This is a genomic window from Psychroserpens luteus (genome assembly GCF_015319355.1).
GTDB lineage: Bacteria > Bacteroidota > Bacteroidia > Flavobacteriales > Flavobacteriaceae > Psychroserpens > Psychroserpens luteus.
This window is the reverse complement of the sequence record NZ_JADILU010000002.1, coordinates 380,084-394,612: the sequence shown is the minus strand read 5'-3', so window position 1 is coordinate 394,612 and position 14,529 is coordinate 380,084. Positions and strand designations below refer to the sequence as shown.

Sequence of the window (14,529 nt, the reverse complement as noted above, 5' to 3'; positions counted from 1 at the left end):
AAAAATAATCGCACAAGATCCTTTCTATGTCTATGAAGCAACCTGTTGTCAATCAAAACCACATTATCTCTTTCAACCCTTTTGCAGGACCTACCGTTGAAAAGGTAATTCTAACTACCCAATCACAAGCTGAAATTTGGATCGCTTGTGAATTAGGTGGTGATGATGCCAATAGAGCATATAATGAGTCTATTACTCTTGTTTTAAACGGTGAATTAAACGATGATGCTCTTGAAGACGCTATTCAAAAATTATCGCAACGACATGAAGCATTAAGATCAGTATTTAGTGCTGATGGACGTTTCATGAGTATTTTACAAGACGTTCCTGTAAAAATAGAACGTCATGATTTTTCTCATAATTCTTCCGAAGAAAAAAAAGAAGCTGTATCTAATTATATATTAGACGATGCTAATTATGTTTTTGACTTAGTAAAAGGTTCATTATTTAAAGTAGGTTTACTTAAAATAAATGACAATGAACACCAACTAGTTATAACCGCTCATCATATAATTTGTGATGGCTGGTCTTTAGGCATCATACTTGAAGAATTGGGAGCGCTATTTACAGCTATTGTTACAAACACTCCTCATTCATTACCTAAAGTAGATAATTTTAGTGTTTATGCAGACGCTTTACAAGTTTATGATGGTAGTGATGAACATATTAAAACTGAAAAATTCTGGCTTAATCAGTATCAAGATTCCATTCCAGAATTATCCTTACCAACAGATTTTCCTAGACCAGAATTAAGAACTCATAAAAGTGAACGCTTAGATTTTTCTATAGATAAAGAATTGCTTGCTAAATTAAAAAAAGTAGGCATAAAGTCTGGTTCTAGCTTTGTGACAACTTTGATGGCCTCTTTTGAGATTTTTCTATTTAAACAATCTGGTCAAGATGATATCACGCTTGGTTTGCCAGCAGCTGGTCAATCTGTAACTGGTTTAACACATTTAATTGGTCACTGTGTCAACTTATTACCTTTACGAAGTAAGCTCGATACAAATCTTTCTTTTAACACCTACTTAAAACTTAGAAAATCATCAATATTTGATGCTTATGACCACCAACAACTCAGTTTTGGAGAGCTCTTACAAAAACTACATATTAAAAGAGATCCATCTCGAGTACCACTTGTTCCTGTAGTTTTTAATATAGATATGGGTATGACAAGTCGTGTGAATTTCAAAGACTTAACATATAAATTATTAAGTAATCCTAGAACACACGAAACCTTCGAGATTTTCTTAAATGCGACAGGCTCAGAAGACGATTTTATTTTAGAATGGTCATATAACACCTCTCTTTTTAAACCATCAACGATAAAAGAAATGATGGCGACCTTTGAAGGGATTTTACGTAAAATCGTTGAAAACCCAGAGGTTACAATTTCAGAAATTATAGACATAGATGTTTCTGCTTATGATCATCTTAATGATACCAAAACGTTATATCCAAATCAACCATTAAACGAGTTACTTTCAGAGCAAGCTAAAAAAACGCCTAAAAATCAAGCTTTAAAGTTTGGTAAGACTGAGATTTCTTATGAGGAAATGGAATTACAGGTTAATCAGTTAGCTCATAGTTTATCCTCTCAAGGTATAAATCCTGGTGATTTTGTTGGTGTTTGTTTACCACGTTCTATTGAGTTGATTATCACTTTACGTGCTATCATGCAATGTGGTGCAGCTTATATTCCTTTAGATCCTAGTTATCCTATCCAACGATTAAATTATATGTTGGAAGATTCTAAAGCAAAATTTTTAATTACAACACAATCAGTGTCTTCAACATTAAGCTCAAAAGCAACTGTATTAATACAAGACGATTTGTTTTTAAATCTTTCTGAATTTTCTGAGCAGCGAATTTCCGTAGAAGTCAACCCAAAAGATATAGTTTATTTGCTTTATACTTCTGGTTCTACAGGTAAACCTAAAGGTGTTCCTATTACACATAAAAATTTAGTAAATCTACTTTACAGCGTATTAGAAAAGCCAGGAATTAAAGAAACAGACACTGTAATTTCTATTACCACAATATCCTTTGATATTGCTATGGCAGAGTTATTTGCTCCTTTATTAAAAGGTGCAAAATTGATGTTAACTAACGAGGAAACAGCAAAAGACACGCGATTGTTACTAGATGTCCTGAAAGATGAATCAGCAACTATGATGCAAGCAACACCAGCAACGTGGCAAATGCTTTTAGATTCTGGATGGGATGAACATTTGCCTATAAAAGCTATATCTACAGGTGAAGCATTACCAATTGAATTAGCTAAGAACATCTTAAAAAGGGTAAATGAACTTTGGAATTTATATGGACCTACAGAAACCACGATTTGGTCTGCAATGACGCAAATCACTAAAATAGATAATTTTATTCCCATAGGTTGTCCTGTGGCCAATACCCAACTTTACATAGTTAATGAGCAAAATAATTTGGTTGCTCCAGGAATGGTTGGAGAGCTTTGCATTGCAGGAGATGGCGTTGCAAAAGGCTATTGGAAACGACCAGATTTAACTGCTGAGAAATTTATTAATAATCGGTTTGAATCAGACTCAAACTCTTTATTATATCGTACAGGAGATTTAGCAAAATTACTCCCTTCTGGTGAAGTACAATGTTTAGGACGTATTGATAATCAAGTAAAAATTAGAGGACAGCGTATTGAACTGGGTGAAATTGAGCAAGCTTTAGATGCGTTAGAAGGTGTGCAATCTTCAGTCGTATTACTTAATGATGATCTTTTGGTGGCATATCTTATATCTTCGGAAATAGGAAATGAAAACACAAATAAGATCAATGCTTGGAAAACGATTTTAAAAGAACAACTTCCAACACACATGATTCCTCAACAATTTAATTTGCTCAAGGAACTCCCTGTTACTCTTAATGGAAAGATAGACCGAAAAGCGCTACTAAATCTTTCACCAAATAAAACTAAAACATCTGGTTTTGAAGAACCTTCGACACCATCAGAAAAAATTATTTTAGACATCTGGAAAGACTGCTTAGGATTAGAAAAGATAGATGTCAATAGTGATTATTTTGAAATTGGCGGTCATTCTCTTATTGGTGTTAAAGTCATGGCAAAACTGGAAAAGGAAACGGGAAATAGACTTCCGTTAGTGGCTTTATTAAAGCATTCTACAATTAAAAAATTAGCTGCTTTTATGGACAGTGAGTTCTTTACTTGGGATTCTTTAGTACCTCTAAAACCAGAAGGAACTAAACCACCTTTATATATTGTCCATGGTGCTAATCATCATGTTTTAATATTCAATGAATTAGCTCAACAATTAGATAAAGACCAACCAGTTTACGGTCTACAATCCAGAGGATTAAATGGTATTGAAGAACCGCATAATTCGATTGATCAGATGGCAGCAGATTATGTGGCTGAAATTGTGGCTTCAAATCCAAAAGGACCTTATGCATTGGCAGGATTTTCTTATGGAGGAATTGTAGCTTATGAAATGGCACGACAACTAAAAGCTCAAGGTCGAGAAGTAAAAATTCTTGCACAATTTGATACTTATGTTTTTCCTGAATATTATTATAGTAGTCCTCTAAAAAAGAAGATTTTATCTCTTACGTATTTATCAGGGAAAGTTGTCTACATATTTCTAAATATGTTTAGTAGTAAAAAGAATTTTAACCGTAGACTTGAATTAATAAAACTGCAAATTTCAGGATTAAAACTAAGGTTAAAACATGGAAAGGCTAAACAGTTTGAATTGCAATTCAATGTGCCTTTAAAAATGCAAACCAATCATAATATTGCAACTGGTAATTACACCATAACTCCTCAAGATATTGTTATAGATTTATTTAGAGCTAAAGAAGAAGTTAATTTTGTGCATGACCACAAATTTCTTGGTTGGAAAAAAATGGCACTTAAAGGCATTCGTAAACATATGGTAACTGGTAATCACGTTGACATGTTTGAAAAGCAAAACGTAGAAGATTTTGCTACTAGTCTTCAACACGTTCTTGATCATCGTAATTCTGAACACTATGAGTAAAATCTGTTGTAGGACAATCCAAATATCACACAAGGATTTCAACCAACTAGATGAGAGCACTTCAGATATAAAGTTATTTAAACTTAAACTCTCCTCCTACTATAACTTGGTTCCGGAATTTATAAAATACTTGAGTATCGCAGAGTTAGAGCGTGCCCAAAAATATCATTTTGAGAAAGACTCAAATCAATTTATTATTTGCAGAACTTTACTAAAATTCATACTTGCTAAGTATACTAACCTTAATGTCTCTAAAATTGATATAAAATTAGATCCAAATAAAAAGCCTTATTTAAATTTAAAAGAATCTGTATATTTTAATATTTCTCATGCTGAAGATTTTGCAATTATTACACTGAGTAATAAAGCTATAGGAATCGATTTAGAATATCTCAACAGAGATTTCGATTTCTCAGAGATCTTATCAGATATATTCAATACCCTTGAGATTGAGACGGTTTTAAATGCTAAAAACAAAACACAAGCGTTCTATAATTTTTGGACGCGTAAGGAATCCATTGTAAAAGCAACAGGACAAGGTATAAGTGATTATTTATCTTTGATTCCTGCAATAGATGGTTGTCATTCAGTATCTTCAAAATTGTTAAATGATTTTAAAAACTTACAGGTATTGAGTTTTGATTTAAATGACCATTATGTTGCATCACTTGCACTTATTACAAAAACAAAAAACATAGATAAGCTTCAAATTTATAACCTTCCTAATTCAATAGAGGGTTTAGAATCGTTTAGTTCTTAAAAAATCATATTAATATTCATTAAATGTAATCTTGGTATTATTATCGTGAAAAAGCGTGTTTTATCGTCTTTATTTGGTTAATGATGCAGTTATAATGCATCTTTAAATCGAATTTGTAAAATATATAATATTAATATTATTTTATCTTGAAATATTCAACCCCAAATCCCTCGCTAAACAATAGTAATTGAATAGTAATTAACTTACTTAACATATATTATGGAATCAAAAATTTGGTTGTCATCTCCACATATGAGTGGAAAAGAACAATCTTATGTAAATAATGCTTTCGAGACAAATTGGATTGCTCCATTAGGACCTCATGTTAATGGTTTTGAAAGTGACATTCAAAACTATCTCAAGCAAGATACTCAGGTTGCTGCTCTTAGTTCTGGTACATCTGCTATTCATTTAGGTCTTATTTTATTGAATGTAGGTTTAGGAGATGAAGTTATCTGTCAAAGTAAAACATTTTCTGCATCTGCCAACCCAATTGCATATCAAGGTGCTACTCCTATTTTTGTAGATAGTGAAAAAGACACTTGGAATATTTGCCCAGAACAACTAGAAATTGCAATTAAAGATCGTATAAGCAAAGGAAAAAAGCCTAAAGCAATTATATCTGTTCATCTCTACGGAATGCCTTATAAAGTTGATGAGGTGCATAAAATAGCAAAGGCATATAGTATTCCCGTATTAGAGGATAGTGCAGAAGCTTTAGGAAGCACTTACAAATCTATTAAGTGTGGTACATTTGGAGACATCTCAATATTATCATTTAATGGTAACAAAATTATTACAACTTCTGGTGGAGGTGCTTTAGTGACTAAAGACATTAAAATTAAAGAGAAAGCTGTTTTCCTTGCAACTCAAGCAAGAGATAAGGCTGTTGAATACTTACATTCATCAATTGGCTATAATTATAGATTATCTAATGTATTAGCTGGTATTGGAAGAGGTCAAATGGAAGTTCTTGATGATCGTGTGGCTGCTAGAAGAGCTAACTACGAGCATTATAAAAATAGTTTCAGAAACATAGAAGAAATAAAATTTGTTGATGAGCCAGAAGGTTACTATTCTAACCGTTGGTTATCTTGTATCCTTACACCTTCCGAAGAGATTAGAGAAGGCATTAGAACAAGTTTAGATGCTTTAAATATTGAAACTAGACCGCTTTGGAAACCAATGCACCAACAACCTGTTTTTAAAGATGCACCTAAATACCTTAATGGTGTTTCAGATGACTTATTTAAAAAAGGATTATGTTTGCCAAGTGGCTCAAACTTAACTGATATCGAATTAAATAGAGTAACATCTGCAATAAAAACGTATTTTAGAGCATGATTAAAAAATTATTACAAGACATATCAAATAAATATGCTTCAAAGTGGCTAGTAATGCTTTTTGATTTAAGCATTGTTGCTTTCACATTTATTGCTGCATATGTCATCCGTTTTAATTTTATTATAGACTTTGACTGGGTAGTCATGTTTAAGCAAATTCCTTTTGTGTTTTTGGCAGCACTGATTAGTTTTATTTTTGTTGGATCTTATAAAGGTGTTGTTAGATTTACTGGTTTTAAAGACGTTATCAATATTATCATTGGTGTTAATATTCTTGCGACCATTCTTATTATATCTACCTTTTTTAGTAGAAGGTTAAACTATGAGAGTATTTTTAATATTTCTGGTTCAATCATATATATTCATTTATTACTCAACATTCTTTTTCTTGTAGGCTCTAAACTTTTTATAAAATCTGTGTACAATAAATTGATGCAAGATTTTAAAACACAAAAAAGAGTTTTAATCTTTGGAGCAGGAAGTGCTGGGATGATCACCTATGATGCAATTTCTAATGACCCAACAAATAGTCACAAGATTATTGGTTTTATTGATGATAATGAACGTAAAATCGGTAAAAAAATAAACACATTAACTGTTTATAGTCTTGATAAGATTACATCTGCTTTTATTGAAAAGCATAGTATTGAAGAAGTCATTATTTCTGTTCAAAATATTGAGTCTTCAAGGCTTTTACAAATATCAGGTCTATTATTTGAGCTTGGTTTAAAGGTCAAGATTGTTCCTCCTATTCAACATTGGATTGATGGTGATTTAAGTGTAGGTCAAATTAAAGAAGTAAATATTGAAGACCTTTTAGGTAGAGATCCAATTTCAATTACTAATCCTGCATTATTAGATGAATATGACAATCAAATCATTTTAATTACTGGTGCTGCAGGCTCTATAGGTAGTGAAATTGCTAGAAAAACAACAAATTATAATTATAAAAAATTAATACTTGTTGATACTGCAGAGTCTCCTCTTTACGAATTACAACAAGAGTTTGTGCAAAATGGTATTAAGAATTTCATAGCTATAGTCTCTGATGTGAGAGATTTTAGACGTATGGAAAAACTCTTTCAGCAATATAAACCTAATATGGTTTTCCATGCTGCTGCTTACAAACATGTACCTTTAATGGAAAACAATCCTTATGAAGCAGTAAGCGTGAATATTGGAGGAACACGTCACATGGCAAGTCTTTCTGTAAAATATGGTGTGAATAAATTTGTGCTCATTTCTACAGACAAAGCGGTTAACCCTACCAATGTAATGGGTGCAACAAAACGTATTGCTGAGCTTTATGTAAATTGCTTACAAGGAAAAGGTAAAACAAAATTTATTACCACGCGCTTCGGAAATGTGCTAGGTTCAAATGGATCTGTAATTCCATTATTTAAAAAGCAAATTGACCATGGTGGACCTCTAACTGTAACTCATAGAGATATTACACGTTATTTTATGACCATTTCCGAAGCATGTCAACTTGTATTAGAGGCTGCTACAATGGGTAATGGTGGAGAAATATTTGTATTTGATATGGGTGAGTCTGTAAAAATTCATGACTTAGCTAAAAACATGATAATACTATCTGGTCTTAGATACCCAGAAGATATTGATATTAAAATTACTGGTTTAAGACCAGGAGAAAAAATATATGAAGAACTACTAGCAGATGGTGAGAATACAAGACCTACTTACCATGAGAAAATAATGATAGCCAGAACAAAAGAAATCGACGCACTTACAATTAGTGATAAAATTTCTAATTTATGCGCTGTTAGTACAAAATCACAAAATTTAGAAATTGTAGCATTAATTAAAGATATTATTCCAGAATATATTTCTAACAACTCTAAATACGAAGTACTTGATTCTAAAAAATAAGCACACTCAAATCAAACTAAATATGATGCGTCAACATTTAATATCTCTATCAAAATCACTAATCATTTTATCTTCCATAATCATTTTAACATCATGTGGTTCTAGAAAAGATTTAGTATACTTTCAAGATGAACCAATTACAGATCAAAGTTTAAGTGAATTAGATAATAATTTTGAGATACGATATAAACCAAATGATATTTTAACAATTGACGTTACTTCTCAAAATATAGAGTCAGTTCTTCCCTTTAACTTACCTGCGATTTCTTATAATACAGTTGGAGGAGCTACAGAACAAGGTACAGTTGTAAGACAAACTTATTTATTAGACCCTCAAGGTAATATTGAATTCCCTACACTTGGAACCATTAAAATGGGCGGACTCACAAGAACAGAAGCGACGACCATGCTTAAAGAGATAATTAGTGAATACGTTAATGAATTCATCGTTAACATTAGACTTGTAAACTTCACAATTACAGTTAATGGAGAAGTTAACAAACCTGGTAATTATATTGTGCAAGGCGAACGAATTTCGTTAATTCAAGCCTTAGGTTTAGCTGGAGATTTAACCATCTATGGAAAGCGAGATAATATATTTTTAATACGTGAAGTTGACGGGAAAAAGAAGTATGCAAAATATGATTTAACCTCTATTAACGTCGTAAATTCTCCAGTATATTATCTTTCACAAAATGACATTATCTATGTTGAGCCTAATAATGCAAAAATTAAAACATCAACATATAACCCAAATACTGGTGTGTTAATTTCGGCTATATCAACATTGGCTACAATTGCAGCTATCTTTATAATTAGAAACTAATAAAGTTTAAAACATATCATGTCTCAAAATCAACTTACAAATAAAGACTCTATCATACATTTAATTGAGTTATACCTATCAAAATGGAAACTCATTCTAGTTTGTTTACTTATCGCATTCGCTATTGCTTTTTTGAAAATTAGATATAGTACGTTTCTATATCAAGCGAGCGCTACAATTAAATTAAAAGAAGATGAGAATTCACGTAGTTTATCTGAAATTTCTTCTCTCCAAAATGGTGGATTAGGAGGAAGTGCTCTACCAAATGTTGTAGACGAAATTGAAGTTATCAAATCTAGGTCTATCATTACACAGGTTGTTAAAGAGCTTAAACTAAACACAACGATTTATGTGACTGGTAAAGTAAAGAAAGAAGAGGTTTATTCTAATCCTCCAGTTAGCATCAACTTTTTTATGAGTGATTCTATCCTCCAAAACTTGAGCGCTTCACTTTATATAAAAATAATATCTGCTCAAAAATATGAGCTTTCAAGGGTCAATACTAATAAATTATTTGAGTTTGATGATGGAGGAACAACAACACACAGTTTTGGTGAGAAAGTAAAAGCTTCGTTTGGAGAATTTGTTTTAACTCCAAATATTGGTATATATGGTTCTAGTCCAAATTCATTTGTAGAAATCAATATTAGCCCAGTACACAGTGTGGTTGAATCCTATCTTTCTGCTATACAAATTGGTACTACAGAAAAGTCAAACGTTATAAAATTATCGATTAATCAAAGTATAAAAGAGAAAGCTCGTCTCATACTTAATAAAGTGATTGAGAAATACAATGAAGATGTCATAAAAGACAAAGAGAAGATTGTTCAAATAACTTCAGACTTTATTACCAATAGACTAAACGTTGTATCAAATGAATTAGAACAAGTTGATTTCACAGCAGAAAATCTTCAACAAAATAACAGGCTTACCGCTTTAGGATCACAATCCAACATCTTTTTAGAAAGTGAGCGCGAAATTGGAAATAGAATTAACCAAACTAGCAATCAATTGCAGTTGGCAGAATTCATGAATGATGAAATTAATAATGACAATAGAGAATCAGATTTTTTACCAGCAGATATTGGCATTACAGACAGCAATGTTTCGCAAATAACAAATAACTATAACGAATTGGTATCAAGACGTAACCAAGTTCTAAAAAATTCTAGTGATAAAAACCCAACAGTAGTTAAGTTAAATAACCAGATTGATGCCTTAAAAGGTAATCTAAATCAAAGTATCGAGAACATAATATCTACTAATAAAATTACTCTTAATAATTTAAATAGAGAAAATTCTAGAATTCGTGGTCAAATATACAATGCACCAACTAAAGAAAGACAATTTAAGAGTATTGAGCGCCAGCAAGGCATCAAAGAATCATTATACTTATACTTATTACAAAAGCGTGAAGAGACTGCCATTACTTTAGGTATGTCTTCTGCTAACGCAAAAGTGATTGACCTTGCATATACAAGTGATAGTCCTATTGCACCAAAAAACAAAATCATTTATCTATCTGCAATGTTAATAGGGCTTTTCATTCCTATATCATTAATTTATGTTAAGGATTTAATAGATACTAAAATACACACAAAAGAAGATGTACAACGTTTAATTAAAGCACCTTTTATTGGAGATATTCCTAAAGGTGAAGGTAAATTACAAGTTGTTAAAAAAGTAGATTATTCCCCAAAGGCAGAAGCATTTAGAATCATTAGAACAAATGTTGATTTTATGCTTCAAAAAAATGATCATCCTTGCAAAGTCATTTTTGTAACATCAACAACAGCTCAAGAAGGAAAATCTCATACAACAACTAATCTTGCTAGTTCATTTTCATATTCAGAAAAGAAAGTACTCCTAATAGAAACAGATATTCGTGTTCCTAGAGTTAATGATTACTTGAAAATAACACCAAAAAAAGGATTAACAGATTTCATTTCAGATAAAAGCCTGTCAATAAAAGATGTCACTATTAGTGTACCAGATAATCCGTTTTTAGACGTGATTCCATCTGGAACAATTCCGCCTAATCCTGCAGAATTACTCATGAGTGATCGTGTCAACTATCTTTTTGACAATGCAAAAAAAGATTATGATTATATCGTCGTCGATACTGCTGCTGTTGGTTTAGTAACAGATACGCTTTTAATAAGTGATCACGCAGATATCTTTATCTATGTCGTTAGTGCTAATAATATAGATAAACGTCAATTACATGTAGCACAAACCATGTATGAAGAAAAACGTTTGCCAAATATGGTAACGCTACTTAATGGTAGTGTTAAAAAGAAAGGCTATGGTTATGGCTACGGAAATAATCCTACTAGAAAAAAGAAATGGTATCATTTCAAAAATTAAAACCTTAAATCAATGAGATTAAAATTCAAATTTTAATCTCATTTTTTTTACTTCGGAAATTTCAACAAATTTAAAACCAAGCAATTTTCCGAAGAAAAAATATTACAACTTACGTCGTTTCTTTTCCGTTTTAAGTAAATTAAGCTCTCTACTCGTTTGTCCTGCGACAGATGTATTCTCTTCAGCTCTTCTAATCAAGTAAGGCATCACATCCTTTACAGGTCCAAAAGGCACATATTTAGCAACATTATAACCTTGCGATGCGAGATTATAACTTATGTGATCGCTCATTCCGTAGAGTTGGCCAAACCACACATTATTATCCGTTTTTTCGATACCCTTTTCATCCATCATGGTCATAGCTAGATAACAACTTTGTTCATTATGCGTACCTATAAAAAGAGAAATATCATTCAAATTATTTAAGATATAACTCATACAAGTATCAAAATTATCGTCTGTAGCCAATTTGCTTTCACATATTGGAGAATCATATCCTTTCTCCTCTGCTCGCTTACGTTCTTTTTCCATGTAAGCACCACGTACAATTTTAAAACCTGCTTTAAAACCATCTGCTTTTGCACGTTCATGAAGTGACTTCAAATAATCAAAACGATCCCAACGATACGTCTGCAATGTATTATAAACAACAGGCTTCGTCACGTTGTACTTTCGCATCATATCCTCACAAAGATCATCTGCAGCATCTTGCATCCAACTTTCTTCGCCATCAATCAACACTTCTACATCTTTCTCTTTAGCAAGTTTACAAACCATATCAAAACGAGCTACGATTCTGTCCCATTCTTCTTTTTCTTCAGAAGTTAAAGTCTTCCCTTCTCCTAATTTTTGATACAAATGCAAACGTCCAAACCCAGTAGGTTTAAATACCACAATTGGCATCGCTTCCTTTTCATCTGCAAACCTGATAATTTTTAAAATTTTATCTCTACAATCATCAAAAGCAGAATCAACTTCCTTCCCTTCTACCGAGTAATCCAAAACAGCACTCACACCTTTGGTAAACATATTATCAATCACTGGTAAGCAATCTTCCTCATTAACACCACCACAAAAGTGATCAAAAACCGTAGAACGTATCAATCCTTCAACAGGTAAATGTGCTTTGAGTGCGAAATTTGTCGCTGCAGTTCCAATGCGAACCATTGGCTCATAAGAGATCATTTTAAATAAAAAATAAGCACGTTCTAACTGCGAGTCATTTTTGAGTGCAAAAGCAACTTCAGTATTATCAAAAAGAGTGGTTGTATTCATATGTTAAAAATATATAACAAAAATAATTATTCGTTAGGTAATATGTTATTAAAAGTTGCTAATTTTCGGCATGAATTCTATTGAAACTAAAACATACACAGTCCACTTCAACACAAAAGCATATACAGAGCTTAATAACTACATAGAAAACCACCAATTTTCTAAGATTTTTATTTTGGTAGATTCTAATACCCACGAACTCTGTTTAGCTAAATTTATGGCACAATTGGAAACAAAAATCGCCATAGAAGTCATAGAAATTGAAGCAGGTGAGCAACATAAAACCATAAATACTTGCGTTGGTGTATGGAATGCACTGTCAGATCTTGGTGCAGATCGCAAAAGCCTTATGCTAAATCTTGGTGGTGGTGTCGTCACAGATCTTGGAGGTTTTGTTGCCTGTACATTCAAAAGAGGTATCAAATACATCAACATTCCAACCTCATTATTAGCAATGGTTGACGCTTCAGTTGGCGGAAAAACTGGTGTAGATCTAGGTGCTCTTAAAAATCAAGTTGGAGTAATTAGCTCTGGAGATATGGTCATCATCGACACTTCATATTTAGATACACTTCCTCAAAATCAAATGAAATCTGGTTTAGCCGAAATGTTAAAACACGGTCTCATCGTCGATAAAGCCTATTTTGATAAATTAACAGACTTATCAAAACTTACACTTAACGATTTAGATGAATTAATTCATGAATCTGTAGACATCAAGAAAACCATTGTTACCAAAGATCCTCTTGAGCAAAATGAGCGCAAGCATCTTAATTTTGGTCACACTTTAGGTCATGCCATAGAATCCTATTTTTTAAGCCATCCCGAAAAAGAAGAATTATTACATGGCGAAGCCATTGCTATTGGGATGATTTTAGAATGTTTTATTTCTGCGGAAATTCTAAACCTACCAAAACAGGATCTAGAATACATCACTAAGGCTTTAAAGAACATCTACAAACCAGTTATTATTGATTCATCAGATTATGATGCCATTATCGAGCTTTTAAAGTACGATAAGAAAAATGAGCATGGGAATATCAACTTTGTATTACTAAATACTATTGGAAAACCTAAAATTGATTGCTTGGTTGATAATGAATTGATTATTAGAAGTTTTGAGTATTACAAACAGTTGTAAAACTTGGTATATCCAGTAAATAATATTGGATATATGCTATATTTGTTGGTATATAACTAGTTATACCTTATTAAAAATTGAAAAAAATAAACATTCAGTTAATTCTCATAAGTTTTATTTTAACTCTAATATCCTGTAATCAGGAAGATATACTCGATAAATATGATTGTAAAGTAATTAACATAGAAGCTTATGAAAAAGGTAGCATTGAAACTTACAAAACGAGAATCTATATTAGAATACCAAAAGAAATTACAAAAGATGAAATAACTGAAATCGCAGAATATTTAAGAATAGAATATAACCAGAATAAACTTCTTTATATTTCTTATCTCCTACCAAAAATGGGACCTTCACTTTTAGGTTGGGCTAATGCTTCATATAATCCTAACCTTGAAATAAAAATTAATGGAATTAAAAATGTAGTTGCTGAAACGTTGAAGAATATAAAAGTTCCAAAAGAAAGCTCCGAAGTTATTGGAAAATGGTATGATGATTCACCTCACACAAAATCCTCACATCTGATATATAAAATTGGAGAAAAATATAAAATGAAATCGTTGCTAGATGACGGAAAATATGATACAAATAGAGATTTGGAATATTCAAATGAAAACGGAAAAGACAAATTTACCTATGATAATGATGATGGAGAATATTTAATGATTGAAAGTGATGGTAGTCTTGGCATTTATGATAATAATGGTTTAATTGTCATCTCAACTAAAATTAATTAAGAAAAACAAGGTATAACATCGTATATCAAAAATTACTGTTTTTAGCTTAATCAAAAAAAATACACAGATTTAGTTAATAACTCCCAACAATTCCCTGACAAAAAATAAGCGCAATTCACTATTTTGCAGGTCTGTTAAATTTCCGAAGAAAATAATATT

General features: G+C 31.8%; 9 protein-coding genes. 8 read left to right on the top strand and 1 reads right to left on the bottom strand.

Annotation, left to right across the window (positions count from 1 at the left end):
- The first annotated feature begins 26 nt into the window (after nucleotides 1-26).
- The 6 genes from IM744_RS05380 (at nucleotide 27) to IM744_RS05355 (ending at nucleotide 11,217) form a co-directional block, all read left to right on the top strand.
- Complete coding sequence (locus IM744_RS05380; RefSeq protein ID WP_194507080.1) at nucleotides 27-4,031, top strand: non-ribosomal peptide synthetase; 4,005 nt, start codon at nucleotides 27-29, stop codon at nucleotides 4,029-4,031.
- The gene (locus IM744_RS05375) at nucleotides 4,024-4,791 is read left to right on the top strand and encodes a 4'-phosphopantetheinyl transferase family protein (RefSeq protein WP_194507079.1); all 768 of its coding nucleotides are present in this window, start codon (nucleotides 4,024-4,026) and stop codon (nucleotides 4,789-4,791) included. The genes IM744_RS05380 and IM744_RS05375 overlap by 8 nt, the downstream gene beginning before the upstream one ends.
- A 219-nt stretch (nucleotides 4,792-5,010) precedes the next feature.
- Nucleotides 5,011-6,135: a DegT/DnrJ/EryC1/StrS family aminotransferase gene (locus IM744_RS05370; RefSeq protein WP_194507078.1), complete on the top strand. Its 1,125-nt coding sequence runs from the start codon at nucleotides 5,011-5,013 to the stop codon at nucleotides 6,133-6,135.
- Nucleotides 6,132-8,024 carry a polysaccharide biosynthesis protein gene (locus IM744_RS05365; RefSeq protein ID WP_194507077.1) on the top strand — a complete coding sequence of 631 codons (1,893 nt, stop codon included), beginning with the start codon at nucleotides 6,132-6,134 and terminating at the stop codon, nucleotides 8,022-8,024. The genes IM744_RS05370 and IM744_RS05365 overlap by 4 nt, the downstream gene beginning before the upstream one ends.
- A gap of 25 nt (nucleotides 8,025-8,049) precedes the next feature.
- Complete coding sequence (locus IM744_RS05360) at nucleotides 8,050-8,850, top strand: polysaccharide biosynthesis/export family protein (protein WP_194507076.1); 801 nt, start codon at nucleotides 8,050-8,052, stop codon at nucleotides 8,848-8,850.
- Between the two features lie 18 nt (nucleotides 8,851-8,868).
- On the top strand, nucleotides 8,869-11,217 hold the full coding sequence (locus IM744_RS05355; protein WP_194507075.1) for a GumC family protein: 2,349 nt from the start codon (nucleotides 8,869-8,871) through the stop codon (nucleotides 11,215-11,217).
- Between the two features lie 102 nt (nucleotides 11,218-11,319).
- Here IM744_RS05355 and IM744_RS05350 read toward each other — a convergent pair whose 3' ends face one another.
- Nucleotides 11,320-12,492, bottom strand: a complete 1,173-nt coding sequence (locus IM744_RS05350) for a proline dehydrogenase family protein (RefSeq protein ID WP_194507074.1) — start codon at nucleotides 12,490-12,492, stop codon at nucleotides 11,320-11,322.
- Between the two features lie 70 nt (nucleotides 12,493-12,562).
- Here IM744_RS05350 and aroB point away from each other — a divergent pair, with 70 nt between their 5' ends.
- Nucleotides 12,563-13,633: a 3-dehydroquinate synthase gene (aroB, locus tag IM744_RS05345; protein ID WP_194507073.1), complete on the top strand. Its 1,071-nt coding sequence runs from the start codon at nucleotides 12,563-12,565 to the stop codon at nucleotides 13,631-13,633.
- A gap of 77 nt (nucleotides 13,634-13,710) precedes the next feature.
- Nucleotides 13,711-14,370, top strand: coding sequence for a hypothetical protein (locus IM744_RS05340; RefSeq protein WP_194507072.1), 660 nt, complete (start codon nucleotides 13,711-13,713; stop codon nucleotides 14,368-14,370).
- Nucleotides 14,371-14,529: the final 159 nt, after the last annotated feature.

Excerpts from the sequence above, each read along its gene's own strand:
- IM744_RS05380 (WP_194507080.1), top strand. The coding sequence starts at position 27 with ATGTCTATGAAGCAACCTGTTGTCAATCAAAACCACATTATCTCTTTC.
- IM744_RS05375 (WP_194507079.1), top strand. The coding sequence starts at position 4,024 with ATGAGTAAAATCTGTTGTAGGACAATCCAAATATCACACAAGGATTTC.
- IM744_RS05370 (WP_194507078.1), top strand. The coding sequence starts at position 5,011 with ATGGAATCAAAAATTTGGTTGTCATCTCCACATATGAGTGGAAAAGAA.
- IM744_RS05365 (WP_194507077.1), top strand. The coding sequence starts at position 6,132 with ATGATTAAAAAATTATTACAAGACATATCAAATAAATATGCTTCAAAG.
- IM744_RS05360 (WP_194507076.1), top strand. The coding sequence starts at position 8,050 with ATGCGTCAACATTTAATATCTCTATCAAAATCACTAATCATTTTATCT.
- IM744_RS05355 (WP_194507075.1), top strand. The coding sequence starts at position 8,869 with ATGTCTCAAAATCAACTTACAAATAAAGACTCTATCATACATTTAATT.
- IM744_RS05350 (WP_194507074.1), bottom strand. The coding sequence starts at position 12,492 with ATGAATACAACCACTCTTTTTGATAATACTGAAGTTGCTTTTGCACTC.
- aroB (WP_194507073.1), top strand. The coding sequence starts at position 12,563 with ATGAATTCTATTGAAACTAAAACATACACAGTCCACTTCAACACAAAA.